Origin of the sequence: Curtobacterium poinsettiae (assembly GCF_025677645.1) — a bacterium.
GTDB classification, from domain to species: Bacteria; Actinomycetota; Actinomycetes; order Actinomycetales; family Microbacteriaceae; genus Curtobacterium; species Curtobacterium poinsettiae_A.
The window spans coordinates 1536368-1561466 of sequence record NZ_CP106879.1 but is presented as its reverse complement, the minus strand read 5'-3'; the positions used below and the strand labels follow the sequence as shown (position 1 = coordinate 1561466).

The window sequence follows — 25099 nt, the reverse complement described above, 5'->3', positions numbered from 1 at the left end:
TGCCGGCACCGAAGTCGACGCCGGCCCCCGCGATCACACCCACGCCGGCGCCCGTGTCGGACGCTACGAGCGGGCGAAACACCACGCCGGTCCCTGTGGCACGCCTGACATTTCGCCCGCTCGCGCAAGGACCCGAGCGGAGGGCGCGAGCGACCCCGGCCGAGATCGGAAGCGTGGCCGAGCGGGCGGAATGCCCGGGACACGGCGGGGACGCAGCGCGGCATTTCGCCCGCTCGCGCAAGGACGCGCGAGAACGAGCAACGACGAGCAAGGACCCCCCAACGACGAGCACGGGGGCACAGGGGGCACACGGGGGCACAAACGGGGCACGAAAGCGAGCAAGGGCAGGGCAGACAGCGGGGACGGGCGGCCGAGCGCTGCCGCCGCGTAACGTTGGCACGTGCGACGAGGCGAGGGGAATCCACACTCCGCACCCCGAGTTGCACGACAAGCACCAAGCACCAAGCACCAAGCACCAAGCACCAAGCACCAGCACCAGCACCAGCACCAGCACCAGCACCAGCACAAGCACCAGCACCAAGAGCACAAGCACCAGCGCACACGCCCGCACGACGAACAGGAGCACCACCATGGCCACCGACTGGATCGCGATGCAGGCCCTCGCGGCAGCCGAGTTCGGCCGCCGTGTCGCCGCCGTCACCGACTGGGACGCTCCCACCCCCGACTCCGAGTGGACCACCCGCGACCTCGTCGCCCACGTGGTCGACGAGCAGCGCTGGATCCCGAAGCTCCTGACCGGGTGCGACTACGCCCAGGCCCAGGCCGACCTCGAGCCGATCGGTGATGACCTGGTGGCCGAGTGGCACCGGTTCGCCACGGCGGCCACCGACGCCTGGCGGAACGCCCCGCAGGACACCCCCGTGCACCTCAGCACCGACGTCGTGCCCGCCGCGCAGTACCTCACCGAGCAGACGAGCGACATCACGATCCACACGTGGGACCTCGCCCGGGCGACGGGCACCGAGGAGGCCCTGCCCGAGGAGCTCGTCCGCGCGGTGTGGGAGTACTTCGAGCCCCAGATCGAGGACCTCGCCGCCACCGGGCTGTACGCGCCCCCGGTCGACGTCACCGAGGACTCCCCGCTCCAGGTCCGCCTGCTCGCCGTCACAGGCCGCGATGCCAGAGTGACGGCATGACCACCGACACGAGCGGCACTGCCGCGGAGACGAGCAGCATGACCACCGACACGAAGCGCCTCGGCAACTCGGGGCTCGAGATCAGCAGCGTCGTCCTCGGCATGATGTCGTACGGCGACCCGGACCGGGGTTCGCACGCCTGGAGCGTCGGCATCGACGACGCCCGCCCGTTCGTCCGTCGCGCGTTCGAGGCCGGCATCACGACCTTCGACACCGCGAACGTCTACTCCGACGGCAGCAGCGAGGAGATCACCGGCACACTCCTCGCCGAACTGGCTCCGCGCGAGGACGTCCAGGTCTTCACGAAGGTCTTCAACCGGATGCGTCCCGGCCGGAACGGCGCCGGTCTGTCGCGTGCGGCGATCATGCACGAGATCGACGCGTCCCTGACCCGGCTGGGCACCGACTACGTCGACCTGTACCAGATCCACCGCTTCGACCCGGTGACGCCGATCGAGGAGACCATGGAGGCCCTCCACGACGTCGTCAAGGCCGGCAAGGCGCGGTACATCGGCGCGAGCAGCATGTGGACGTGGCAGTTCGCCGAGATGCAGCACACCGCCGAGCGCCACGGCTGGACGAAGTTCGTGAGCATGCAGGACCAGTACAACCTGCTCGAACGCGAGGAGGAGCGCGAGATGCTCCCGTTCTGCGAGCACACCGGCGTCGGCGTGATCCCGTGGAGCCCCCTCGCCCGCGGCCGTGTCACCCGCCCCTGGGACGCCTCCGGGTCGGGTTCGCGTGCGCAGACCGACGAGTTCGGCAAGACCCTGTACAAGCAGGACGAGGACGCCAACCGCGCGATCGTCGACGCGGTCGAGGCCGTCGCCACGGAGCGCGGCGTCCCGATGGCGCAGGTCGCCCTGGCCTGGGTCGCCGGCAAGCCCGCGGTCTCCGCGCCCATCGTCGGCGCGACGAAGGAGCACCACATCGACGACGCGGTGGCCGCAGCGTCGCTGCGGCTCACCGACGACGAGGTCACGCGACTCGAGTCCGCGTACACACCCCGGGTGCCGTCGGGTTTCTGACGCCCCCACGAGCGGACGGGAGGCACGGAGCCGGCTGGCACCGTGCCTCCCGTCCGTCAGGTGGTCGCGGTGACCGCCGTGGTCAGGCGACCACGCCGCCGTCGGTGCGCTGCAGGCGCGCGATGCGCCGCCGCGCGGCCCGTTCGGAGGCGGTCTGGTCGTCGAGCACCGCCCCGATCCCGTCGAGCACGAGCTTCGTGGTGCGGACCACCGGCAGCTCGACCGGGCCGACGATCGGCGCACGGAGGCCCAGCAGCGACCGGTGCCGCGGATCGAGCGTGGACACGGCGCCCTGGAACACCGCGCGGTAACCGGGTCGCAGCAGGCGGGACAGCGGCGGGTCCTTGATGAACCGGACGACGTCGCGGGTGCGCGAGTCGACCAGGAGTTCGCCGCGGTCGAGGTACCCGTTCATCTGGGCACGGAGCTCCGCCTCGGACTCGGGCGGGTCGACGATGCGCATGAGGCGACCGGCCTCGGCCCACTCCCGCACGTACGCGTCGGCGCCCCCGGGGATCGGACCACCCCAGCGCTGGGCGGCGCGGAGGAACGCGTCGGTGAAGGCGAGGTGCACCCAGAGCGCCAGGTCCGGGTCGTTCGCCGCGTAGGGGCGGGTGGTGCCGTGCGCGTCGACGTACTGCCCACGGACCCGCTCGTGCAGCCGGAGCACCCAGTCGCTGCCGCTGCGAGCGGTCTGCCGGTCGCCGTACGTGACCGTCGCGATCCACCGGCTGGTGCCGGCCAGGCGACCGAACGGGTCCTCGCGGTAGCGGGAGTGGTCCGCGACGCCGGCGAGCGCGCCGGGGTGCAGCGCCTGGACGAGCAGTGCCCGCACACCGGCGACGATGCCGTGGCTGCCACCGTGCACCGCCCACGTGGCGGAACCCGGACCGAAGAAGCCCGCGTCGGTGCCGTGTTCCAGGTCGTCCATCCAGGCTTCCGTGCCGGTCGAACCACCCGTGAACGTCTGGTTGAGGCGGGACCGGAAGGCGTCGGAGACAGTGGACATGCCGTCATGTTCCGTCCGTCGCCTGGGTACGGGGGTGGCATCGCGCAAAGTGGCCCTCCCAGCGTGCACGGGGGTCGCCCACTAGGTTGGGTCGGGTGAGCATCGACACGCCTCGTCCCTGGCTTGCCTCGTACGCCCCGGGGGTCCCGCACGACATCGAGGAACAGAGTGGTTCCCTGTACGACCTGGTCGAGCAGTCGGCCCGGAAGTTCCCCAGGCAGGTCGCACTCGAGTTCTTCAAGCGCACCACGAGCTACGCCGACCTCGAGGAGCAGATCCTCCGCGCGGCGAACGGCTTGCGGAAGCTCGGCGTGGGCGCGGGTGACCGGGTCGCCATCGTCCTGCCGAACTGCCCGCAGCACATCGTGGCGTTCTACGCGGTACTGCGGCTCGGTGCGATCGTGGTCGAGCACAACCCGCTGTACACGCCGCGGGAACTCCGCCACCAGTTCGAGGACCACGGTGCCAAGGTCGCCATCGCGTGGGACAAGTCCGTCGCGACGCTGCAGGACTTCCCGGCCGACGTGCACCTCGACGCGATCGTCTCGGTCGACATCACCCGCGCCATGCCCCGGAGCACCCGGCTCGCCCTGGCGCTGCCGGTGTCGAAGGCCCGGGAGTCCCGCGCGAAGCTGACGGCGAAGGTGCGCGGCACGGTCAAGTGGGACGACCTCGCGGACACCCGCAAGCTGTCGAAGCGGCACCCGCGGCCGGCCACCGACGACGTCGCGCTGATCCAGTACACGTCCGGCACCACCGGGATCCCGAAGGGTGCGGTGCTGAGCCACCGGAACCTGCTGGCGAACGCCGCGCAGGCCCGGGCGTGGGTGCCGCAGATCCGTCGCGGCGACAACGTCGTGTACGCGGTGCTGCCGATGTTCCACGCCTACGGCCTGACGCTCTGCCTGACCTTCGCGATGAGCATGGCGTCACGGCTCGTGCTCTTCCCCGCGTTCGACCCCGCCCTCGTCCTGACGGCGATCAAGCGCCACCCACCGACGTTCCTGCCGGCCGTGCCGCCCATCTACGCCCGACTGCAGCACGCGGCGGACTCGGCGAAGGTGTCCCTCAAGGGCATCGAGATCGGCATCTCCGGCGCCATGCCGCTGTCGCAGGACATCGTCGAGCCGTGGGAAGCCCGTACCGACGGCTACCTGGTCGAGGGCTACGGCCTGTCCGAGTGCTCCCCGGTCCTGATGGCCAACCCGGTCTCCCCCGAGCGTCGACTCGGATCGATCGGCCTGCCGCTGTCCTCCACCGAGGCGCGCGTGGTCGACCCCGACGACGACACGAAGGTGCTCGGTATCGACGAGCCCGGCGAACTGCAGGTCCGTGGCCCGCAGGTGTTCCGCGGCTACTGGGGCAAGGCGGAGGCCACCGACGAGGTCTTCACGCCCGACGGCTGGTTCCGCACCGGCGACATCGTGGCGATCGACGCCGACGGGTACGTCCGGATCGTCGACCGCCTGAAGGAACTCATCATCACCGGCGGCTTCAACGTGTCGCCGTCCGAGGTCGAGGACACCCTGCTCAAGCACCCCAGCGTCAAGGAGGTCGCGGTCGTCGGCATCACGCAGGGCGGCAACGAGCAGGTCGTCGCCGCGGTCGTGCCGAAGGACCCCGCGACGTTCGACGGCGCCGCGCTCCGGGCCTGGTCGCGCGAGCACCTGGCGGCGTACAAGGTGCCGCGCCGGGTCGTCGTGGTCGAGGACCTGCCGCGCTCGATGATCGGCAAGGTGCTGCGGCGGAAGGTGCGGGACCAGATCCTGGACGGCTGACGCGCGGGCGTCACCGCTGGCTGGTCGCTGCAGGTCAGCCGGCGCGCCGCGCGGGCAGCGCCAGCACGGACAGCCCGGCCACCACCAGCAGGATCCCGGCCCATCCGCCGAGCCCCAGGCGCTCCCCCACCACGAGCACCGCCAGCACCGCGGCCACGACGGGCTCGAGCAGGGACAGCAACGTCGCGACCGACGCCGTCACCGTCCGGAGCCCGAGCGCGTACAGCGAGTGCCCGATCACCGTCGGTACCAGCGCCAGGTACAGGAACACCGGCCAGTTGCCGGCGTCGCCCAGGAACGGCCCGCCCGCCACCACGGCGAGCACGACGAGCGGCACCGCGGCCACCCCGAACACCGCTCCGACGAGCCCGCGTTCGTTCGGCCCTCGGGCAGCCCGTGCCGCCGCGACCCCGACGTCCCCGCCGACGCGCATGCTGTCGGACTCCGCGCGGACGACGGCGATCGGCATCCGGCTCGTCGCGGCGTGCATCCCCCGCGCCACCGCCCACGAGTACAGCGCGTACGTCAGACCGGCGACCAGGGCGCTGCCGACGCCGACCGCGAGTGACTGCCCGCCGCTGTCGTGCTCCGAGCGCGCGAGGGTGACGACGACCATGCCGACCACGCTCACCATGGTTGCGAGGACCCACCGACGGGTGACGCGTCTGCGGTCGGCGACCCACTCGACCAGGCCGGCGAAGACGGGCGACGACCCGATGGCCAGGGTCGTGCCGAGCGCGACCCCGGCGTCGGCGAGGGCCGCGTAGAACGCGACCGCGTAGACCACGAGCGATGCGGCCCCGAGCAGCGCCCAGCCGCGGGTCCGGCGCTGCGTGACGGCACGCAGTGTGCCGCGGCCCGCGGTCGCGGCGAGGACGAGGCCGCCGAGCCCGAAGGTCACCGCACCGAACACGAACGCCGGCACACCGGGGGCGAAGTGCGTCGCGGTCCCGGTGGTGCCCCAGACCGCCGCGGCGACCGCGATCGCCGCCAGGCCGCCGACGGGCCCGGAGGCACGCCCCGCGCCCGGTCCGTGGCTCACGAGACGTGGACGCTCGGCCGTCGGTTGACCTCGGGTTCCGCTTCGCGCAGGACCTCGCGCGTGACGGGGGCGACGTCGCCGGCGCCGGTGAACACGAAGCGCAGCGCGTTGCGGATCGGACTGCCCTCGTTCCACTCGAAGTAGATGCTCGGCACCACCCCGGCGATGTCGCGGATGGCAAGGAGCGTCGACGCGATGGTGTTCGGGACGTTGCCGGAACGGACCTTGAGCACGCGGAACCCGTGGATGACGTGGCCTTCGACCACCAGGTCCTCTTCGAAGTCCGAGGAGTCGGCCGGCAGGACCTCGAGGAACATCGTCGGCACGCGGGCCGGGATGCCGGAGTCGCGGCGTTCCTCGCGCCCCTTCGCCCGGTACGCCTCGGCCGTGCCGGCACCGGGTTCGTTCGCGATGATGCAGACCGAACTGAACTGGTCGGCGTCGGCCTCGACGAACTGGCGGGCGGTCGCGTCGAGCTCGATCGACGACGCCCGGAGCTCGAACGAACGCCGTACGCGCGAGATGAGCGACACCACGACGATCGCGATGATGAAGATCGCCGCGATCCGCACGCCGTCGGGCCGCTCGATGACGTTGGCGACCGTGGTGTAGACGAACACGACCGAGATCACACCGAACGCGATGGTGCGCTTGCGCTGCTGCTTGCGGCGCGCGGACAGCGTCACCGCGACCGCTGCGCTCGTGATGAGCACCAGCACGCCGGTGGCGTAGGCACCGCCCTGGGCGTCGACGTCGGCCTGGAAGATGATCGTGATGACGAACGCGATGAGCGTGAAGATGATCACGAGGGGACGCACCGCACGAGCCCACTGCGGTGCCATGCCGTAGCGGGGCAGGAACCGCGGCACCAGGTTGAGGAGCCCCGCCATCGCGCTCGCGCCGGCGAACCACAGGATGGCGACGGTCGAGAAGTCGTAGATCGACCCGAACACCCCGCCCATGTACTCGTGCGCCAGGTACGCCAGGGCACGCCCGTTCGCGCCGCCGCCCGGCTGGAACTCGCGCTGCGGGATGAGGAACGTCGTCACGATCGACGACGTGATGAGGAACGAGCTCATGATGAGCGCCGCGACGGTCAGCAGCCGCTTGGTGCCGCGGATCCGACCCTCGGGTCGGTCGCTGGTGTCGTCGCTGGCGTCACCGCGGACCTGGGGCATCACCGCGACGCCGGTCTCGAACCCGGAGAGCCCCAACGCGAGCTTCGGGAACACGATCAGGGCGATGCCGACCATCACGAGCGGGTTGCTGTGCTGCGCCGTCAGCCCGGACCACCAGTCGCTCGCCACCATCGGGTTCTCGAACACGTGCCAGAGGGCGACGATGATGACCACGGCGTTCAGGGCGAGGAACACCGCGACGAGCCCGACCGCGATGCCGATGGCCTCCTTGAACCCGCGCAGGAACACGATGCCGAGCAGGAGCAGCAGCGCCAGGGTGAGCGGGACCGGGATCTCGGTGAACCAGTGCGGCGTGTACGGGTTCTCGGCGATGTGCGCCGTGGCGTCGGCCGCCGACAGGGTCATCGTGATCATGAAGTCCGTCACGGCGAACCCGAGCAGCACCAGCACGAGGAGCTTGCCCGCCCACCACGGCAGGAGCTTCTCGAGCATCATGATCGACCCGGCACCCCGGAAGCTGTCGTGGGCGATCCGGCGGTAGACCGGCAGCGCCCCGAACAGCGTGACGAGCACGAGGACGATCGTCGCGATCGGCGACAGCAGACCCGCGGCGAGCGCGGCGATGGCGGGCTGGTACCCGAGGGTGGAGAAGTAGTCGACGCCGGTCAGGCACATGACCCGCCACCACGGGTGGGTCTTCTCGACCTCGACCTGGTGCGGGCCCTGGTGCGAGGCGCCCTGGTCGGCCCCGTGCAGCATCCACCGGCGCAGGCGGGTGCTGCGGTCGAGGGGCTGCTCGGTGGCGTCGCGCTGGGCGGCCCGCTCGGCGTCTGTCGCGGTCACGTGGATGATGCTAAGCCGTCCGGGTGACCCCCGTGCACACCTCGACGGCCATGTGCACGGAGCGGGCGGACTACCGCCGTGTGCGGGACAGAGCGGCCACCATCCCCGCCACGACCAGCAGCACACCGGCGGCGATGCAGGCGGCCAACAGCAGGGTCGTGGTGTCCACTGAGAACATCGGCAGCGCACTCACGGCCATCGCGCCGGCGAACACCAGGAGCAGCACGCCCCAGAGGATCGTGCCGAAGCGTGCACCACCGTGTCGAGGCCGGTGGGCGGGCCCGTCCGCGGCCACCGCGGACACCACCGGTGCTGTCGCCCCGTCGTTCGTCGTGCCGTCGTCCAGCGGGCTGTCGTTCGTCGGGCTGTCGTTCGTCGTGTTGTCCGTCGTCATCGTCCCGTTCCTCACTCGCCGACCGTGATCGCCCGCGGCACCTCGACGCCACCGCCGAGGATCCACAGGTGCACCGTCGTCGTCTCGTCCGCGTCGGCGGTGCGTGCCGCTCGGTTCTCGAGCGTGGTGGTCCGGAGCACCCCACCGGCGCCGTCGCCGTCGCCGCCGGTGTCGACCCCGTAGCCGACGCCGCTCACCTGGACCCGGACCGGCAGGTCGGTCGGCAGCAGGACATCGGCCCCGCCGGCGCCCAGCCAGAGGGTCACGTCGCCCCCGACCGCCGACGGTTCGAGCCCGCGGAGGTCCAGCGTCGGACCGCCGGCCAGCATCGCGAAGTTCCGTTCGGTCCCCGGGGCGGCCCGTTCCACCTGCCACGTGGTGCCGCCGATCAGCGAGACCTGGGTGCCGGCAGGCAGCACCCCGGTGACCACGAGGGCCACCGCGGCGACCGTGGAGAACAGTCCGAGCACGTCGTCGTCACGGCCTCGGACCCCGGCGACGATCGTGGCGACCGCCAGCACGGCGAGCGCCGCGGCGATCCCGAGGACCGGGACGGACCACCCGGCCTGCTGTGCCCAGAACGCGACCCCGGCTCCGGCGACGAGTGCGAGTCCGAGGGACACGGCGACGTACGCCGCACCGGGGCGCCGCTCGGCCCGCTCCGCCCGCCGTTCGGACGCGCGCTCGCGTTCCGCGCGCATCCGCTCCTCGTGCTGCCGTCGCCGGTCCTCGGGGCTCACGGGTGCACCCCACTGCCAGGAGGCCCGTCCTGCGTCCGGCGCGCCGGTCGCGTCCGCGGTCCACGCGTTCCGGGCCGGGCGCGGCTCCTCGGGGCTGGTCCAGAAGTCGCCTCGCGGGGCAGCGGTCGGGTCGGCGCCGGTGCCGGTGCCGGTGCCCGCTGTCCGATCGCCGTCCACCCCGCGTCGGGCCAGGACCACGATGAGCCACACGATCCCGCCGACCAGCACGATGCTCCACGCGGTGGCCAGGGTCGCCTCGAGCCAGCCGGGCATCCCCCAGGCGTCCGGGACCCCCTGCCACCAGAGGCCGCGGGCGGCGGGCACGAAGGTGAGCGCCACGAAGGCGCCGATCGCGATGAGCGCCGGGTCGAGGACCCCGCGGATCATCCGTTCGACGTGGATGCGTCCGGCGGTGTCGGGCAGCAGCGCCCAGCCAGCCGCGTAGGCGAGGAAGACCGGCCCGCCCAGCAGCGCGACGACGATCGTCACACCGCGGACCACGAGGGGGTCGAGCCCGGTGCGGCGAGCGACGGCGCCGCACACGCCGGCGAGCCAGCGGTCGTCGGTGCGCGCGATGCCGAGGCCGCGGACCCAGTCGAAGAACCGGGTCGTCGAGTCGGCGCTGCCGGCGGCGGTGCCGGGAGCGGAGTCGTGCTGGTGATCGGTCATGGCCACCAGCATCCCGGCAGTGCTGCGCCGACACCATCGGGGTTCCCCCTGACCGGTCCCTGATCCCGGGCCCGGACCCTGCTGCGCCGGCCGTTCCGGTGCCAGGATTGCCCCATGGCCACCGCGACGATGACGCGCCCGACCCCCAGGGTCGTCGGCGGGGTCTGCAGCGGGTTCGCGGCGCACACCGGGTTGCCGGTCGGAGCCGTCCGGCTCGCCACCGCGGTGCTGGTGGTCTGCGGTGGCGCCGGCCTGCTGCTCTACGCCTGGCTCTGGGCGACCGTGCCGAGCGCTGCCGCCGGGGCAACCGCCGGGCGCGCGCCGCTCAAGTCCGTGCTGACCCCGGGCGCCGACGTCGACCAGGACGAGACCACCGCGTCCGCCCGGCGTGCCCCGGTCGTCGAGATCCTGCTCGGCGTGGCCCTGCTCGCCGCTGCCGGCGCCGTCGTCGCGGCACGGATGGGCGCCGCCGTGCCCCTCGAGGTCGTCGTGCCCGGCGTCGTGGTCGTCACCGGCGCCGCACTCGCCTGGCGGCAGTTCGACGCGCTGCGCAACGTCCGCACGGCCGGATCGTCCGCCCTGGTCGTCCGGGCGCTCGGAGCCCTGGTGCTCGTCGTGCTCGGCATCCTGCTGTTCTTCACGACGAGCAGCCGCCCGAACGTCTGGACCGTGCTGACCGCCGCGGTCGCCGTCCTGGTCGGGGTCGCCGTCGTGGTCGCGCCGTGGGTGGTCCGGCTCGTCCGCGACCTCGCCGAGGAACGCGCCGCCCGAGTCCGCGACCTCGAGCGGGCCGAGTTCGCGGCGCACCTGCACGACTCGGTGCTGCAGACCCTCGCCCTCATCCAGCAGAAGGCCGAGCCGGGTTCGGACGCGGCACGGCTGGCGCGGGCGCAGGAGCGCGAGCTGCGGTCCTGGCTCTTCACGGAACAGGCGGAACCGACGCGCGACCTCGGCGCGCAGCTGCGCGACGCCGCCGTGGACATCGAGGCCGAGTACCCCGCCCGCATCGAGGTCATCGCGGTCGGACCCGCCCGCAGCGACCTGCCGGACGGGCTCGTCGCCGCCGCCCGCGAGGCGATGCTCAACGCCGCCCGGCACGCCGGTGGGACCGTGAGCGTGTACGTCGAGACCGCCGGTGACCGGGTCGAGATCAGCATCCGCGATCGCGGCCCGGGCTTCGACGTCGACGCGGTGCCCGCGGGCCGGTACGGCGTCCGCGAGTCGATCGTCGGCCGGATGCAGCGCCTCGGGGGCCACGCGACCATCGCGCCCGGGCCGGGGCGCGCCGGCACCGAGGTCCGGCTGACCCTGCCGCTCGCACCCGCGGCCCAGGACGAGGAGCACGCATGACCGAGCCCGCCCCGTTGACCGTCGCGATCGTCGACGACCACTCCATCTTCCGAGCCGGCGTGCGCGCCGGACTGCCACCGGGCCTCCAGGTCGTGGGTGAGGCGGCGACCGTCGACGAGGCCGTGGCGCTCGTCGCGGCCACCCGCCCACGCGTCGTCCTGCTCGACGTGCACCTGCCGGGCGGCGCCGGCGGCGGCGGTGCCGAGGTGATCACGCGGTCCGCGCCGGAGGACCCGGACACCCGGTTCCTCGCGTTGAGCGTGTCGGACGCCGCCGACGACGTGGTGCGGGTCATCCGCGCCGGCGCCCGCGGGTACATCACGAAGAGCTCGTCGAGTGCCGAGGTCGCCGAGGCCGTGGCCCGCGTGGCGGACGGGGACGCGGTGTTCTCGCCGCGCCTGGCCGGCTTCGTGCTCGACGCGTTCGGAGCGGTCAGCGGCGAGACGGCGCAGCACGACGCCGAGCTGGACCGCCTGTCCGCCCGCGAGCAGGAGGTCATGCGGCTGATCGCCCGCGGGTACGCCTACAAGGAGGTCGCGACGGAGCTGTTCATCTCGGTGAAGACCGTCGAGACACACGTGTCGAAGGTCCTGCGGAAGCTCCAGCTGTCGAACCGGCACGAGCTGACCGCGTGGGCGCTGCAGCGCAAGCTGCTCTGAGCGCCCACGCCGGTCTCACTTCGCGCTGATGCGAGGCGGTGAGGGGGCAGCCTTGTTGACCGCCCACAGCCACCTCACTTCGCGCTGATACGGGTGTACTTGTTCACCGCCCACGGGACGAACACCACGAGCATCACGGCGATCCCGATCAGGACGGTCAGCACGGGGTGCTGCATCGTCCAGATGTCCGGTACCGGGGCGGACCCGACGTTGCCGAACAACTCCCGCGCGGCCTGCACGAGCGACGACACCGGGTTCCACTCCGCGAACACGCGCAGCACCAGCGGCAGGGTGTCGCTCGGCACGAACGCGTTCGAGATGAACGTCAGCGGGAACAGGATCATGAACGAGGCGTTGTTGATGACCTCGGGCGTCTTGACGCTCATGCCGAGCAGCGCCATCACCCAGCTGAACGCGTAGCTGAACAGCAGCAGCAGGGCGATGCCGGCCAGGAACTCGAGCGGCGACGAGTTCACCCTCCACCCGACCGCCAGGCCGGTGAGCATCATGATCGCCATCGAGATCGAGTTCAGGACGAGGTCGGAGTTGGTGCGCCCGACCAGCACCGCGGACGCCGACATCGGCAGCGTCCGGAACCGGTCGATCAGCCCTTCCTTCAGGTCCTGCGCCATCGCCGACCCGGAGAACGTCGCACCGAACACCACGGTCTGCGCGAAGATCCCCGCCATCAGGAACTGCGTGTAGTCGGTCCCCTGCACCTGGATGGCGCCGCCGTACACCTGGCTGAACAGCAGCACGAACATGATGGGCTGCAGCACGGCGAACACGAGCATGTCCGGCGACCGCTTGAGCTTGATGAGGTTCCGCTTGGTGACGGTCCAGCCGTCCTCGACCCAGACGGCGAGCGGCGAGGTGACGACGACGGGCAGCTGGCGGCCCGGCGCGAGGGACGTGGTGGTCATCGTGCCGTCTCCTTCTGCTTGGTCGCCGCGGGTTCGCCGGGGTCGTCGTCCGTCGCGGCGTGCCCGGTCAGGCGGAGGAAGACGTCGTCGAGGGTCGGTCGTCGCATGCCGGCGTCGTGGAGTTCGATGCCGGCCTCGCCCAGGTCGGCGAGCACGCGCTGCAGGGCTGCCGGACCGGCCTCCACCGCGATGGCACGGGTGCGGCCGTCGCCCGAGGTCTCGACCTCACCGACCCCGGAGCGGCGCAGCACCGTGGTCGCCGCGTCGCCGTCGGCATCGTCGACCAGGGTGACGACCACCCGGTGCCCGCCGACCTGCGCCTTGAGCTGGTCCGCGGTGCCCTCGGCGATGACCGCCCCGTCGTCGATGACCGCGATGTCGTCGGCGAGCCGGTCGGCTTCTTCCAGGTACTGGGTGGTGAGGAGCACCGTCGCGCCCTCGGCCACGAGGTCCTCGATGATGCCCCAGAGCGCCAGCCGGCTGCGGGGGTCGAGGCCCGTGGTCGGTTCGTCGAGGAACAGCACGCGCGGGTTCATCACCAGCGCCCCGGCGAGGTCGATGCGTCGCCGCATGCCGCCGGAGAAGCCCTTCACCGGTCGGTCCCCGGCCTCGGACGGGTCGAAGACGTCGATGAGCTCCCGGGCACGATCGCGCGCCGTCCTGCGGCCCAGGTGGTAGAGCCGCCCGATCATCTCGAGGTTCTCGAACCCGGTCAGGTTCTCGTCGACCGCCGCGTACTGCCCGGACACCCCGATGGACCGCCGGGTGGCCTGCGGGTCGGCGATCACGTCGATGCCGTCGATCGTCGCGGTGCCCGAGTCCGGTGTGATGAGGGTGGTCAACACCTTCACCACCGTGGTCTTGCCTGCGCCGTTCGGCCCGAGCAGCGCCTTCACGGTGCCCTGTGGCACCGACAGGTCGAGTCCGGCGAGCGCGTGCACCGGCCCGGACTTCGACTTGTAGGTCTTGGTGAGCCCGGAGGCTTCGATGATGGCCATGTCGCTCCTTCGTCGGACACGGTGGGTACCCGGGGGTCCGGCGGAGCGACGGACGTCACTCAGACGTCGAAGTCACCACCACCGAAGTCGCTGAAGCCACCGCCGAAGTCGGATCCGCTGTCGCCCCAGCCCGCATTGTCGAAGCCGCCGCCGTCGGATGCGCCGCCGTCGGACGCCCCGGCATCGCCGGATTCAGCACCAGTGTCCTCCGAACCACCGTCACCCGCAGCGTCGGTACCGCCATCGAACGAACCGGGGTCCGGCAGGAACGCGCTCATGATCGCCGAACCGATGACGTAGCCGGCCACCGTCCCGAGGATCGAGGCGCCGATCATGCTGCCGAACGACGGACCGCCGCGCTGGCCGCCGAAGCGTCCGCCACCGCCGACACCGCCGAGCGAGCGCTCCATGAAGCCCGGCTGACGGATCTCGGAGCGGGTCGCCGACTGGGCGAGCGAGCGGGGGTCGTCACCCCGGGGCGCCTCACCGGGAGGCGCGGTCCGGGTGAACTCGTCGTAGACCATGCGGCGCTGCTCGTCGGTCAGCTTGGCGAAGGCCTCGGCGTGGACCTCTTCGATGCGCTCCGGCGGTGCGGTGCGGAGCAGGTAGCGGTAGCGCTCGACCGCACGCTCGTCGTCAGTCGTCGCACCCTGCTGCTGCGTCGGTGCACCGCCCCACTGCGGGACGCCGTACTGGCCGCCCTGCGGTGCGGACGGCGCCGGCTGCTGGTACGACTGCTGGCCGTACCGGTAGCCCTGCTGCTGCTGCGGCGGCTGCCCCCACTGGTTCTGCTGTGCGTCAGCGGATCGGTCACGCTCCGGACGTCCGAGCAGGCGGTCGAGGAATCCCATGGTCGATGCTCCTTCGGGTGCACGGTGGGCCCGGTCGGACCCGTCGTGGACTGCAACACTACGAACCCCGGGCGTCCGGTGACTGAGCGCCCGCTCAGAGTCGGCCGGGAGGCGCGTGCCGGGCTGGCACCGTGCCTCCAGTCCGCACCGTGCGCACCTGCGCACCCCGGGCACGGTTCCCGGCCCCGTGCGCGCCGCGGCTCACCCCGCGGCTCACCCCGCGGCGAGCGCCGCCGTCCACACCGCGTGCAGCTCGTCCGCGGCACCAGGGTGCGCCACCAGGAACGGCTCCCCCACGGGCGGGAAGCCCTCGACGGGGCCGGCCGGCGTCAGCACGACGCCCCCGGCCTCGTGCACGAGCAGCACCGCGGCCCCGTGATCGACCGGGTTGAACGCCGAGACGCAGCCGCCGATCCCACGCCCGGCCGCGACCTGCGCGATCGTCAACGTGCCAGACCCCTGCACCCGGAGGGTGCACGACCGGTCGACCAGGGCGTCGAGGAACGCCCCGAACCCCGGCCAGGGGCGGTGTCCGTCGAGCTCGGTGCCGACGACTGCGCCGGCGAGCGGCCGGGGTGTGTCGTCGAGTCGGAGCTGGCGGTCGCGCAGGGTGGCGCCGCGGCCACGTCGGGCCTCGAGCACCTCGCCGCGCCAGGGGTCGGCGACGACACCGACGAGCGGTCGGCCACCACGGGTCAGGCAGAGCGACATCGAGGTCCAGGGCACGCCGTTGGCCAGGTTGGTGGTGCCGTCGACGGGGTCGAGGAACCAGCGGTGCCGGTCGCCGGGGGCCTCGCCGTACTCCTCGCCGGTGAACCCGTGCGTGGGGAACACCATCCGCACGCGGGAGCGGACGTGCTGCTCCACCAGGCGGTCGACATCGGTGACCAGGTCGGCGGGGTTCGCCTTGGTGTGGACCTCGCTGACCGGGTGCTCACGCGTGTAGGCGATGACCTCGTGGGCGATGCGGTGGGCCAGGGCCTGGGCGCGCGAGGCGACCTCGGTCTCGGTGGGCTCGCGGTCGCGCTCGGGCCAGCCGTCGCGCTCAGCCGCGGACAGGGCCGCTCCGATGGAACCGACGTCGTTCGTGGTGATCGAATCGACGCCGAGCCGGGCTGCCCAGACCGCCGGCTCGGCGTCGTCGATCGTCCAGACGGCGACGCGCAGGCCCAGGGCGTGTGCGACCTCGACGGTGCGCGGTGTGAGGAACGCGACGTCGAGGTTGAGCGTCGACGGGTCGAGCGCCTCGAGGTCCGCCGACACGGGCGGGTCGAGCGACTCCCACGCCAGCCAGACGTCGGCGTCGGGCAGCACGGAACGGACGGCCGCCATCGCCGCCGGCGCCCCGCACCAGGCCACCACCGTGGAGCCGGTGAAGCCGGCCACGGTCCGGGCGGCCACCAGGGCGTCCTCGGCGTCCGTCAGGTCGACGACCAGGGTCGACCGGCAGCCGTCGAGCCGTTCGAGCGCACCGTCGAGCCGCGGGATCCGGTCGAGGCCGTTGCCGAGCCGGGCGACGTCGCACCAGTCGACGTCGGCCACCCGGCGGGCGTCGCCCCACATCCGGCCGAGGGTCTCGTCGTGCAGCAGGACGGCGACGCCGTCGGCGGTGCGGCGGACGTCGACCTCGATCACCTCGGCGCCGAGCGCCTCGGCGACCGCGATGGCGGGCAGGGTGTTCTCGCGCCGGACGCGCGGCGCACCGCGGTGGGCGACGAGGCGTGGCGGACGCACGCCGGGCCTCCCGTCCGGGCGGGTGGCGACGACCTGGTCGGCGGGTGCCGACACGGCGGCGCTCACCGGGCGACCTCGAGCAGCACGCCGTCGCGGTGGACGAGCACGTCGCCCAGGCGCACCCCGGTCTCGGTGCCGACCGTCGGCGGTGGCCCGGTGACGTAGGCGCGGAGCTCTGCGCCGTCGGTGCTGAGCACCACCTCGGCGAAGTGCCCGCGCATGAGCACCCGCGCGACGGTCGCACGGATCGGCGAGTCGTCGGTGAGCACGACCTGCTCGGGCCGGACCAGGACCGTGTCGGCCGCCGTCGGACTGACCGACGTGCCGGCGAGGAACCGGCCGGTGACGACGCTCGTCGACCCGATGAACGATGCGACGAAGCTCGTGGCGGGGCGGGCGTAGAGCTCCGTCGGGGTCGCGATCTGCTCGATGCGGCCGTCGTGCATGACGGCGATCCGGTCGGAGATGCTGAGCGCTTCGTCCTGGTCGTGCGTCACGATCACGGTCGTGATGCCGAGTCGCTGCTGGATGCGGCGGATCTCGTCGCGGACGCTCACGCGGAGCTTCGCGTCGAGGTTCGACAACGGCTCGTCGAGGAGCAGCACGTCGGGCTCCTGCACGATGGCGCGCGCCAGGGCGACGCGCTGCTGCTCACCGCCCGAGATCGCGGTCGGCTTCGAGCCGGCGTGGTGGCTCAGGCCGACGAGCTCGAGCGCGTCGCGCACCCGCTCGGCGACCCGCTGCTTCGGCACCCGTCGGGTCCGCAGCGGGAACGCGACGTTCTGCGTCACCGTCATGTGCGGCCAGAGCGCGTAGTTCTGGAACACCATCGCGCTCGGCCGGCGCTCCGGGCCGAGCGACGTGACGTCGCGGTCCCCCATGGCCACCACGCCGCCGTCGGCGGGCAGGAACCCCGCCACCATGCGGAGCGTCGTGGTCTTGCCGCATCCGGACGGCCCGAGCAGCGAGACGAGCTCGCCCTTCGCGACGTCGAGGTCGATGCCGGCGACGACGTCGCGCCCGCCGAGCGTCTTGCGCAGTCCGCGGATGGTGAGGCCGCCGGATCGGGTCCGGTCCGTCGTGCTGCCGTCGGCCTGGAGGCCCGGAGCGCGTTCCGCGACGAGCGCCTGGTCCGTCATCTGGTCGCCTTTCGTGCTGGTGTGGGTCATCGGGTCTGTCGCTTCATGGGTTCTGTCGCTTCATCGGATCTGGAAGCCGTCCGCGAGGCGGCCGCCCATGATGTGCTTCCGGGCGAGCAGCAGCAGGACCACGGACGGGATGCTCAGCGCGATCGCGAACACCGCCGAGACCTGCCGCGGGGAGTTGAGGACGAGCGAGTACATCGCCGTCGGCATCGTCATGTACGTCGGGGCTCCGACCAGGTACGTGCCCTGCGCCTCGTCGAACGACGCCAGGAACGACATCACCATCGCGACGAGGTTCCCGGGCCAGGCGATCGGGAACGTCACCTTCCAGAAGGTCCGCCAGCGGCTGGCCCCGGCGTCGCGGGCGGCTTCCTCGAGGGATCGCGGCACGGCCGAGAACGCTGCGGCGGGCAGCCACGTCATGAACACGACGCAGCCCAGGACGTGCACGATCAGGATGCCGGTGACCGTGTTCATGAGGTCCAGCGCGGTGAACATCGCCGACATCGTGACGAAGAGGCCCATCTTCGGGAACGCGTTCGTGGCGAACAGCCCGACGAGCACGAGCCGCCGCCCCGGGAACTCGATGCGGCTGATCGCCCACGCGGCGGGCAGGCAGACCACCGCGGCGATGAGGACCGTGAGCGGTGCGAGGACGAGCGAGTTCTGCACCGCCACGGCCAGGCTGCGGTCCTCGAACACGGTGCCCCACCACTGCAGGGTCCAGCCGTCGGGCAGCAGGTTCGGGTAGGTCCACGTCGTGGCGAAGGCACGGGCGGCCAGCCAGACGAGCGGCCCGAGGATGAACACGGCCAGCACGACGGCGGTGGCCCAGACCAGGGTGGTCCCGGTGAGTCGCTTGATCACGGCTGCTCCTGCTTCTGCTGCTGCTTCCGCAGCTCGCCGGCGTTCGCCCGGACCGTCGAGCGGAGGTAGAACACGCTCGCGGCCGCGGCGAAGGCGAACACGATGAACGCCATCGCCGTCGACTGCTGGGGGCGGTTGTAGGCCTGGAAGTACTTCGAGATGTCGACGCCGAGCATCGTCGGGGCGTTCGGACCCGTGAAGTACGGCACCGTGAAGGAGCCGAGGACCCCGATCACGGTGAACGTCGTCGCGATGACGAGCGGAGTCGCGGCCATCGGCAGGAGCACCTGCCAGACGACGCGCCAGGTGCTCGCCCCGGCGTCCTTCGCGGCCTCGACCAGGGCGTCCGGGGTGCCCTGCAGCGCCCCGGCGATCATGAGCACCGCGAACGGCAGGCTCGTCCAGACGCTGCCGAACACCACGGCGACGAGGGTGTAGCCCCACACCGGGACGTCGAGGCCGAACTGTGCACCGAGGCTCCGGAGGAAGCCCTGCGCATCGGTGAAGGTCAGGATCGACCAGCTCGCGATGACCACCGGCACGAAGATCGGCACGACGGCCAGGACGCTGAGGGTCTTGCCGAGGAAACCTCCGCGGAGCCGCAGGATCACCGCGACGACGACGGCGAGCCCCACGGTCAGGCCGGTCGACAGCGCGGTGACCCCGAGCGTCGCGACCAGGTCACGCAGGAACGTGGCGTTGCCGAGCAGGGTGGCGTAGACCGCGAACGAGAAGCCGCGCACGGTGTCGCCACCGATGTCGGCGAGCGCCTGGTTCAGGCCGCCGGTGAACCCGAGGCTGAACAGGGCGGCGTTCACCACGGGGACGCCGACGAACAGGACGACGACCAGCACCGGGGCGGCGACGAGGGCGAGGCCCTGCCCCCGCCGACGGCGGGCCAGTCGCTGCTGCGCCGTGCGCCCGCCGGCGGGGTGCGCCGGGCCCTGGGCGTGGGGCGGGACGGGCGGGAGGCCCATGGCGGAGTCGCCACGGGCCTCCCGGCCGGTTGCCGGGCCGTCCTGGACGGTCTGGGTCACTGCGGGACCTTCGCGTCCCACGCCGCGTTCATGTCGGCGGAGAAGTCGCTCTGGAACCCGAGGCGGAGCTGCGAGGGGTTCGCGTCGGCGAACTGCTCGGCGACCGACTTCGGCAGGCTGTCGAGCGGGATCACCGGGTAGCCGGAGACGGCGCTCGCGACGAGCTGCTGCCCCTTCGCGCTGAGCACGAAGTCGGCGAGCTTCTCGGCTGCCGCCTTCTTGGCCGCCGGCTCGGTCTTGGGGATGCCGAGGAAGCTCGCGCTGCCGGTGAACGACGGGTCGTCGATCTGCACGGCCTTGACGGTCTTCGGGATGATGCCGGTCTTCTGCGAGGTGATGAACTGGTCGCTCCACACGGGCGCCATCGCGATCTGGCCGCTGCCGAGCAGCTGCACGACCTGGTCGTTGCCGTTCGGGTAGACGCCCTTCTGGTACGTCGACGGGCCGAGGTCCTTCAGGGCCGCGAAGCCCTCGTCCCACTTCGACTCGAGCGACTTGTCGTACTTCGTCTGCATCGTCTCCTGCTCGGCGGGCGTCAGGTACTTCGCGAGCACCGTGGCCACGAACGAGCCACCCGAGCCGCCGGACGACGGGGAGTTGTAGGCGAACTCGCCCGGGTTCGCCTTGATCCAGGCGAGCAGGTCGTCGAGGGTCTTCGGCGGGTCCGTGACCTTCTTCGCGTCGTACGCCAGCAGGACGCTCGAGGCGCGGTACGGGATGGCGCTGTCGCCGCCCTGCTGCCTCGTGGCGTCAGGGACGTCCTTGAGGTTCGGGATCGTGCTGTCGCTGACCGTCGCCATCAGCCCGGCCTTGCCGGCGGTGGTGACGAACCCGGCGTCGACGAGGTCGTACGCGACGGACTTGCCGGCCTTGACCGCGGTGGCGAGGTTCGCCTGGGTCTGGGCGTCGTGCTCGCCGTGCAGGTCGATGCTGGTGCTGACGTGGATCTTCGGGTTCGCCTTCTCGAAGGCGGGGATGAGCGACTTGTCCCAGAGGTCCTGGACGTTGGTGTCGCCGCTGATGAACACGGTGAGGTCGGTGGTGCCGTCGGCGTCGGAGGCGTTCGAGGCGTTGGCGCTCTGGACACAGCCGGAGAGTGCGACGGTCGCGGCTGCCGCGATGGCGAGGCCGGCGAGGACTCGGGTCTTCACGTGGGTTCTCCCTGTTCCGTGGTGCGTGGGGGCGTGCGGGGTGGGGGCGTGCGGTCGTGCGGGCGGTGCGGGCGGGCCGTGTGGGAACGTTCCCGCGCCGAGGTCGAGTGTGGCGCTGCCGGGTGAACTCCGGGTGCCTCCGGCGTCGCCGCCGGGTGAACTCCGGGTGCGGTGGGGTGGGCGCGTGCTGCGCGCCTGGTGCGAGGTTCCGTACTCCGTGCCCGCCCTGGAGCCCGGCACCGAGTACGGAACCTCGCACCGTTCGCGCCGCCCCTCGCACCGTGCGAGGTCACCGTGACATCGGTACCCGGGCATTCCGAAGCTTCGCGCGGAACGCGGGCTCGTCCCACACGTCCTTCCAGCCGTACCGGATCACACCGCGTACCTCGGGGAAGGAGCGCAAGCGGTCCTCGCGGTACTTCTCCGCGATGACGACGTCCTCCGCCGACCGCCCTCCGCGTAGCCCTGGATCGCGGTACTTCACCTCACCGTCGAACTCGATCACCACGCCCTGGTCCGGGAGCCAGAAGTCCACGACGATGTCCGGCTCGCCCGGGGTGGTGAAGCGTCGTTGCAGCACCGGGGTGGGAGCGCCGTACTCGTCCAGACGGACCCGGACCAGCGACTCCCCGACCGAGTCAGCGGCTGCGTCTGCGAAACCGACGGACCGCAGGGCACGGCGCCGGCCCTTCCGTCCCCGCCGGGCGACCCCGTCCAGGACGGCGTCGCGGTCCGCGCCGAGGGCGAGGAGCCGGTCGAGGGCCACCACCGCCTCCGTCATCGGCAAGGTCATGGCGAGGTCCACGGCCGTCCCGTCGAACCCCGTCAGGGTCAGGTCGTCCGTGCGGAACCGCCACGTGGCCGCCATCGACGGGTCGAAGTCGGCGTGCACGACGAACGTGGCGTTGGTCGTCCGAGCATCACGCCCGGGTCTGGTCAGGTGGACTCGTTCCGGCCACCGGCCCACGTGCGGCACACCGATGACCGCTGCCGCTGACAGGTGCGACACGACGAAGCGGGGTCTGATCCGGTCGACGAGTGATCGCACGAGCACGTGGTGCCGCTGCTCGGGGCGGAGGCCCTTCCACCGCTCGGTGTCGGCGTACCGGCCGTGCGCGATGCGGATCAGTTCCCCAGCGCGGGCCCGGACCCGGATCGCCGCGGCCTCGTCGGGTCGTGACTCGTGCGCGACGAGGACCGTGCAGTCTGGGACGGCGGGGAAACGGGGATGAGCAGCCATGCACCGGATGCTGGCGGACACCTCGCACGGTGCGAGTACAGCCGGATCAGCCTGTGGACAGCCGCGTCCGTCCACAGTCGCAAGCGGATGAATCAGCAACTGCGAGAATGAGCGGGTGAACGCACGCACCTGGGGTTGGCTCGCAGCCGTCATCGACGTCGTCCTCATCGTCGTCTTCGCGCTCATCGGGCGCTCGTCGCACGGCGAGGCCAACACGGCCCTGGCGCTCTGGACCACCGCCTACCCGTTCCTGGCCGGTTGGGCGATCGGGTACGTGACGAGCGGGGCATGGGCTCGACCGCTGCGCTTCTGGCCGACCGGCATCGTGGTCTGGGTCCTCACGGTCTTCGTCGGTCTGGCCATCCGCGTCGCCACCGGCCAGGGGGACGTCGACGGCAACCCGCTGCCGATCTCGTTCGTCATCGTCGCGACGATCGTGCTCGGGGTGTTCCTGCTCGGCTGGCGCGCGATCGCCCGCGGCGTGCTCCGGTTCACCGGGTCGCGGTCGCGGCAGGACGCCGCAGCGTCCGACGCGTGAACGGCAGCCGCGGTTCCCAGCCGACGATCCTCGACGTCGCTGCACGTGCGGGCGTCTCGAAGTCGGCGGTGAGCCGCGTGCTGTCCGGGACGGGACGGTTCTCGGACGAGACCCGCGAACGCGTCGAACGAGCGGCAGCCGAGCTCGGGTACGTCGCGAACGCGATGGCTCGCGGGCTGGTCAGCGGGCGCACGAACACGATCGGGATGCTCGTCCGTGACGCCTCGTCGATGGTCTACACCGCACTGCACGCCGTGATGGAGCGCCGCGCGTCCGAACTCGGCTACCGCGTCGTCACCACGACGGGTGTCGGGCGGGTCGAGGACGAGAAGTCCGCCCTCGCCGCACTCGTGTCGATGCGCGTCGACGGGCTCGTCGTCTGCAGCGGCCTGATGCCGTCCGCCGACATCGCCGAGTTCGCGCCCCGCATCGCCACCGTCGTCGCCGGTCGCCCCGAACTGCACCCGGCGCTCTCGAGCGTCTACTGCGACGAGGTCGACGGTGGGGCTTCCATCGCGGACGCCGTCGCCGACGCCGGCCACACCTCGGCCGTGGTGCTCACCGTCCCGCTCGACGACGCGATCACGCAGCACGCGCGGTCCTCGGCGATGCTCGAGCGGCTCCGGGCACGTGGCGTCCGGGTGATCGACATCGACGCGAGCTTCGTGCGGCCGCCCGACGACCTCGCCGCCGACCTGGTGGACGCCGTGCAGGAGTCGGGCGTGACCGCGGTGATGTGTCCGACCGACCGGCTGATGCTCGACGTGTGCGAGGCGCTCGCCCGCCGCGGTGTCGAGGTCCCGCGCGACCTCTCCGTCACCGGGTTCGACGGCGTCTACCCGCTGGCGAGCGACTGGATCGGCTTCACGACGCTCGAGCAACCGATCGAGCGCATCGGCCGCGAAGCCATCGACCTCGTCATCGGCCGCATCGACGACCCCGCGCGCCCGGTCGAGCACCGCTCACTGCGCGGGACCGTGATCCCCGGCCGCACCCTGCTCCCCCGCTGACACCGGCCCGCCGACCTCGCACCGTGCGAGGAGCCGTGCGAACGGTGCGAGGTTCTGTACTCGGTGAGGCCGGACGGCCCTCGCACCGAGTACGGAACCTCGCACCGAACGCAGCCCCGCGCCCCGCGCCCGCGCACCTCAGAACAACCCGCTGCGCGGCCCGTCCTCCGGCCCGTCGAACCCGCGGAACATGTCCGACACCAGCGCCTCGATCTGCGGCTCCACGAGCCGTTCGACGGCCTCGGCGATCCGCGGCCGGTGGTCGATGAGCGCCAGGCACACCGCCGTCCCGGTCGAGCGCGCACACTCGTCGGACAGCGCGATCTCGTGCCGGAGCGCGGCCTTCGCCTCGTCGGACAGCGGCTCGCGCGGCGTCTGCTCCCCCGCACCGGTGCCGGCCAGCTCGCCGAGGGTGAACAGGAACGGCGACCCCGGCGACGGCTCGGGGTCGACGTCGAGGCCCTGGAACTCCGGCGACAACCCCTCGGCCGGCTGGTACCCCGCGTGCCGCTTCCGGGCCGCCGCCCGCTCGAGTTCACGCTGCAGCAGCGGCAGGTTCCTCGCCGTGTAGTCGTCGACGGCGTCCTCGACGATGGTCGAGATCCGCCCGATCAGCGCGTGCTGGACGGCGTGCGGCACGTCGGGCCCGAACCCCGCGGCCGCGGCGATCGGGGACCCGGTGCACTTCCGGCAGATGCGTGTGCGCGGGCGGGCGGTACCGATCTGCCAGCGCGGCAGCCAGCGCAGCCACAGGTCGACCGCGCCCCGTACGCGACCGTCGATGCCGTCCATGCCTCAACAGTAGGCCTGGAGGCGCGGATCACCCCCGGCACACCGCGCCCGTCGGGCAATCCGCCGGTTCTCAGGCCCGTGGTTCCGTGACGAAGTCGATCAGCTCCTCGACGCGGCCGAGCAGCTCCGGCTCGAGGTCGGCGAAGGTGCGCACCTGCCCGAGGATCCGCTGCCACGCCCTGGCAATGTCGGCCTGCTCGGCGTGCGGCCAGCCGAGTGCCTGGCAGATGCCCGCCTTCCACTCGATCGAGCGCGGGATCGTCGGCCACGCCTGCAGGCCGACCCGCGCCGGCTTGACCGACTGCCAGACGTCGACGAACGGGTGCCCGACGACGAGCACGTGCGCTCCCCACTTGCCGCGCATCACGGCGTCGGCGAACCGGGACTCCTTCGACCCGGGCACCAGGTGGTCGACGAGCACGCCGACCCGGCGCTCGCGCGTCGGCTGGAACTCGTCGAGCACCGTGGCCAGGTTGTCGACGCCGGAGAGCTCCTCGACCACGACTCCCTCGACGCGCAGGTCGGCACCCCACACCTTCTCGACGAGTTCCGCGTCGTGCTTGCCCTCGACCATGATGCGGCTGGGGAGCGCCACCCGAGCACGCTGCGACTCGACGGCGAACGATCCGGACGCGGTGCGGAGGCGACCGCCGTCGGACGCGTGCCTGACCGTCGGAGCCGCCCCGGGCCTCCTGTCCGGTGGTGCGGCCGCGGCAGACCGGCCGACCGGCGCCGACGGCCACCCCAGCGTCACCAGCTCGCCTTCGAGCAGGAACTGCCCGGTGAAGGGGAAGGAGCGCGTGCGGCCCTTCCAGTCCTCGAGCGCGATGTTGCCCGCCTCGAGCCCCACCACGGCACCGGCCCACCCGGAGTCCGGGTCCTCGAGCACCATGTCCCGTTCGAGCGGCACCTGCCGCACCTTCTTCACCCCGCGCGAGCGCCAGTCCCCCGAGAGCACATCGCCGCCGTACCGGTCGTCGTCCACCCGCACGAGGGTACTGTCGA

General features: G+C 72.1%; 23 protein-coding genes. 7 read left to right on the top strand and 16 right to left on the bottom strand.

Annotated features, from left to right (window positions below; genetic code table 11):
* Nucleotides 1–590: 590 nt before the first annotated feature.
* A complete protein-coding gene (locus OE229_RS07625) occupies nucleotides 591–1157 on the top strand; it encodes a TIGR03086 family metal-binding protein (protein ID WP_182065874.1) in 567 nt (188 codons plus the stop codon).
* Nucleotides 1154–2185 carry an aldo/keto reductase gene (locus tag OE229_RS07620; RefSeq protein WP_280634932.1) on the top strand — a complete coding sequence of 344 codons (1032 nt, stop codon included), beginning with the start codon at nucleotides 1154–1156 and terminating at the stop codon, nucleotides 2183–2185. The genes OE229_RS07625 and OE229_RS07620 overlap by 4 nt, the downstream gene beginning before the upstream one ends.
* An 82-nt stretch (nucleotides 2186–2267) precedes the next feature.
* On the opposite strand, the gene OE229_RS07615 is transcribed toward OE229_RS07620, so the two are convergent.
* Nucleotides 2268–3194, bottom strand: a complete 927-nt coding sequence (locus OE229_RS07615) for an oxygenase MpaB family protein (RefSeq protein WP_262137278.1) — start codon at nucleotides 3192–3194, stop codon at nucleotides 2268–2270.
* A gap of 95 nt (nucleotides 3195–3289) precedes the next feature.
* On the opposite strand from OE229_RS07615, the gene OE229_RS07610 reads away from it, so the two are divergent.
* On the top strand, nucleotides 3290–4972 hold the full coding sequence (locus tag OE229_RS07610; protein ID WP_262137276.1) for a long-chain-fatty-acid--CoA ligase: 1683 nt from the start codon (nucleotides 3290–3292) through the stop codon (nucleotides 4970–4972).
* 34 nt (nucleotides 4973–5006) lie between these two features.
* Here OE229_RS07610 and OE229_RS07605 read toward each other — a convergent pair whose 3' ends face one another.
* The 4 genes from OE229_RS07605 to OE229_RS07590 form a co-directional block, all read right to left on the bottom strand.
* Nucleotides 5007–6014, bottom strand: a complete 1008-nt coding sequence (locus tag OE229_RS07605; RefSeq protein ID WP_262137273.1) for a DMT family transporter — start codon at nucleotides 6012–6014, stop codon at nucleotides 5007–5009.
* On the bottom strand, nucleotides 6011–7912 hold the full coding sequence (locus OE229_RS07600; protein ID WP_247737568.1) for an APC family permease: 1902 nt from the start codon (nucleotides 7910–7912) through the stop codon (nucleotides 6011–6013). Before OE229_RS07600 ends, OE229_RS07605 begins: the two co-directional genes overlap by 4 nt.
* Before the next feature lie 154 nt (nucleotides 7913–8066).
* Nucleotides 8067–8390, bottom strand: coding sequence for a hypothetical protein (locus OE229_RS07595; protein WP_262137271.1), 324 nt, complete (start codon nucleotides 8388–8390; stop codon nucleotides 8067–8069).
* Between the two features lie 11 nt (nucleotides 8391–8401).
* Nucleotides 8402–9799, bottom strand: coding sequence for a PspC domain-containing protein (locus OE229_RS07590; RefSeq protein WP_262137269.1), 1398 nt, complete (start codon nucleotides 9797–9799; stop codon nucleotides 8402–8404).
* Nucleotides 9800–9913: 114 nt separating this feature from the next.
* Between OE229_RS07590 and OE229_RS07585 the strand changes: the two genes are divergently transcribed.
* Nucleotides 9914–11149, top strand: coding sequence for an ATP-binding protein (locus OE229_RS07585; protein WP_262137267.1), 1236 nt, complete (start codon nucleotides 9914–9916; stop codon nucleotides 11147–11149).
* A complete protein-coding gene (locus OE229_RS07580) occupies nucleotides 11146–11808 on the top strand; it encodes a LuxR C-terminal-related transcriptional regulator (protein ID WP_262137266.1) in 663 nt (220 codons plus the stop codon). Before OE229_RS07585 ends, OE229_RS07580 begins: the two co-directional genes overlap by 4 nt.
* A 74-nt stretch (nucleotides 11809–11882) precedes the next feature.
* Here OE229_RS07580 and OE229_RS07575 read toward each other — a convergent pair whose 3' ends face one another.
* From OE229_RS07575 to OE229_RS07535, 9 genes are all read right to left on the bottom strand, one after another.
* Nucleotides 11883–12731 carry an ABC transporter permease gene (locus OE229_RS07575; protein ID WP_051596514.1) on the bottom strand — a complete coding sequence of 283 codons (849 nt, stop codon included), beginning with the start codon at nucleotides 12729–12731 and terminating at the stop codon, nucleotides 11883–11885.
* Nucleotides 12728–13729, bottom strand: coding sequence for an ATP-binding cassette domain-containing protein (locus tag OE229_RS07570; protein ID WP_262137263.1), 1002 nt, complete (start codon nucleotides 13727–13729; stop codon nucleotides 12728–12730). Before OE229_RS07570 ends, OE229_RS07575 begins: the two co-directional genes overlap by 4 nt.
* Before the next feature lie 59 nt (nucleotides 13730–13788).
* Nucleotides 13789–14580, bottom strand: coding sequence for a hypothetical protein (locus OE229_RS07565; protein WP_182065884.1), 792 nt, complete (start codon nucleotides 14578–14580; stop codon nucleotides 13789–13791).
* A gap of 213 nt (nucleotides 14581–14793) precedes the next feature.
* Entirely contained in the window at nucleotides 14794–16380 is a 1587-nt protein-coding gene (locus OE229_RS07560; RefSeq protein WP_262137261.1) for an inositol monophosphatase family protein, read from the bottom strand.
* Nucleotides 16377–17483 (bottom strand): ABC transporter ATP-binding protein, encoded by a 1107-nt coding sequence (locus OE229_RS07555; protein ID WP_262137259.1) that lies wholly within the window; start codon nucleotides 17481–17483, stop codon nucleotides 16377–16379. Before OE229_RS07555 ends, OE229_RS07560 begins: the two co-directional genes overlap by 4 nt.
* A gap of 30 nt (nucleotides 17484–17513) precedes the next feature.
* Nucleotides 17514–18326 carry an ABC transporter permease gene (locus OE229_RS07550; protein ID WP_262137257.1) on the bottom strand — a complete coding sequence of 271 codons (813 nt, stop codon included), beginning with the start codon at nucleotides 18324–18326 and terminating at the stop codon, nucleotides 17514–17516.
* Nucleotides 18323–19363 carry an ABC transporter permease gene (locus tag OE229_RS07545; RefSeq protein WP_262137255.1) on the bottom strand — a complete coding sequence of 347 codons (1041 nt, stop codon included), beginning with the start codon at nucleotides 19361–19363 and terminating at the stop codon, nucleotides 18323–18325. Before OE229_RS07545 ends, OE229_RS07550 begins: the two co-directional genes overlap by 4 nt.
* Complete coding sequence (locus tag OE229_RS07540; RefSeq protein ID WP_262137253.1) at nucleotides 19360–20514, bottom strand: extracellular solute-binding protein; 1155 nt, start codon at nucleotides 20512–20514, stop codon at nucleotides 19360–19362. Before OE229_RS07540 ends, OE229_RS07545 begins: the two co-directional genes overlap by 4 nt.
* Before the next feature lie 289 nt (nucleotides 20515–20803).
* Complete coding sequence (locus OE229_RS07535; RefSeq protein ID WP_262137251.1) at nucleotides 20804–21754, bottom strand: hypothetical protein; 951 nt, start codon at nucleotides 21752–21754, stop codon at nucleotides 20804–20806.
* Nucleotides 21755–21869: 115 nt separating this feature from the next.
* Between OE229_RS07535 and OE229_RS07530 the strand changes: the two genes are divergently transcribed.
* Complete coding sequence (locus tag OE229_RS07530; RefSeq protein ID WP_220456603.1) at nucleotides 21870–22292, top strand: DUF3054 domain-containing protein; 423 nt, start codon at nucleotides 21870–21872, stop codon at nucleotides 22290–22292.
* Nucleotides 22289–23302, top strand: a complete 1014-nt coding sequence (locus OE229_RS07525) for a LacI family DNA-binding transcriptional regulator (RefSeq protein WP_209133528.1) — start codon at nucleotides 22289–22291, stop codon at nucleotides 23300–23302. Before OE229_RS07530 ends, OE229_RS07525 begins: the two co-directional genes overlap by 4 nt.
* A gap of 138 nt (nucleotides 23303–23440) precedes the next feature.
* Here OE229_RS07525 and OE229_RS07520 read toward each other — a convergent pair whose 3' ends face one another.
* Together OE229_RS07520 and OE229_RS07515 are read right to left on the bottom strand one after the other, a co-directional pair.
* Complete coding sequence (locus tag OE229_RS07520) at nucleotides 23441–24094, bottom strand: spermidine/putrescine ABC transporter substrate-binding protein (protein ID WP_182065891.1); 654 nt, start codon at nucleotides 24092–24094, stop codon at nucleotides 23441–23443.
* A 70-nt stretch (nucleotides 24095–24164) separates the two neighbouring features.
* Nucleotides 24165–25079, bottom strand: a complete 915-nt coding sequence (locus OE229_RS07515) for a DUF3097 domain-containing protein (RefSeq protein WP_262137250.1) — start codon at nucleotides 25077–25079, stop codon at nucleotides 24165–24167.
* Nucleotides 25080–25099 lie beyond the last annotated feature (20 nt).

Excerpts from the sequence above, each read along its gene's own strand:
- OE229_RS07570 (WP_262137263.1), bottom strand. The coding sequence starts at position 13,729 with ATGGCCATCATCGAAGCCTCCGGGCTCACCAAGACCTACAAGTCGAAG.
- OE229_RS07590 (WP_262137269.1), bottom strand. The coding sequence starts at position 9,799 with ATGACCGATCACCAGCACGACTCCGCTCCCGGCACCGCCGCCGGCAGC.
- OE229_RS07600 (WP_247737568.1), bottom strand. The coding sequence starts at position 7,912 with ATGCTGCACGGGGCCGACCAGGGCGCCTCGCACCAGGGCCCGCACCAG.
- OE229_RS07520 (WP_182065891.1), bottom strand. The coding sequence starts at position 24,094 with ATGGACGGCATCGACGGTCGCGTACGGGGCGCGGTCGACCTGTGGCTG.
- OE229_RS07575 (WP_051596514.1), bottom strand. The coding sequence starts at position 12,731 with ATGACCACCACGTCCCTCGCGCCGGGCCGCCAGCTGCCCGTCGTCGTC.
- OE229_RS07615 (WP_262137278.1), bottom strand. The coding sequence starts at position 3,194 with ATGTCCACTGTCTCCGACGCCTTCCGGTCCCGCCTCAACCAGACGTTC.
- OE229_RS07580 (WP_262137266.1), top strand. The coding sequence starts at position 11,146 with ATGACCGAGCCCGCCCCGTTGACCGTCGCGATCGTCGACGACCACTCC.
- OE229_RS07620 (WP_280634932.1), top strand. The coding sequence starts at position 1,154 with ATGACCACCGACACGAGCGGCACTGCCGCGGAGACGAGCAGCATGACC.
- OE229_RS07625 (WP_182065874.1), top strand. The coding sequence starts at position 591 with ATGGCCACCGACTGGATCGCGATGCAGGCCCTCGCGGCAGCCGAGTTC.
- OE229_RS07565 (WP_182065884.1), bottom strand. The coding sequence starts at position 14,580 with ATGGGATTCCTCGACCGCCTGCTCGGACGTCCGGAGCGTGACCGATCC.
- OE229_RS07555 (WP_262137259.1), bottom strand. The coding sequence starts at position 17,483 with ATGACCCACACCAGCACGAAAGGCGACCAGATGACGGACCAGGCGCTC.
- OE229_RS07595 (WP_262137271.1), bottom strand. The coding sequence starts at position 8,390 with ATGACGACGGACAACACGACGAACGACAGCCCGACGAACGACAGCCCG.
- OE229_RS07535 (WP_262137251.1), bottom strand. The coding sequence starts at position 21,754 with ATGGCTGCTCATCCCCGTTTCCCCGCCGTCCCAGACTGCACGGTCCTC.
- OE229_RS07585 (WP_262137267.1), top strand. The coding sequence starts at position 9,914 with ATGGCCACCGCGACGATGACGCGCCCGACCCCCAGGGTCGTCGGCGGG.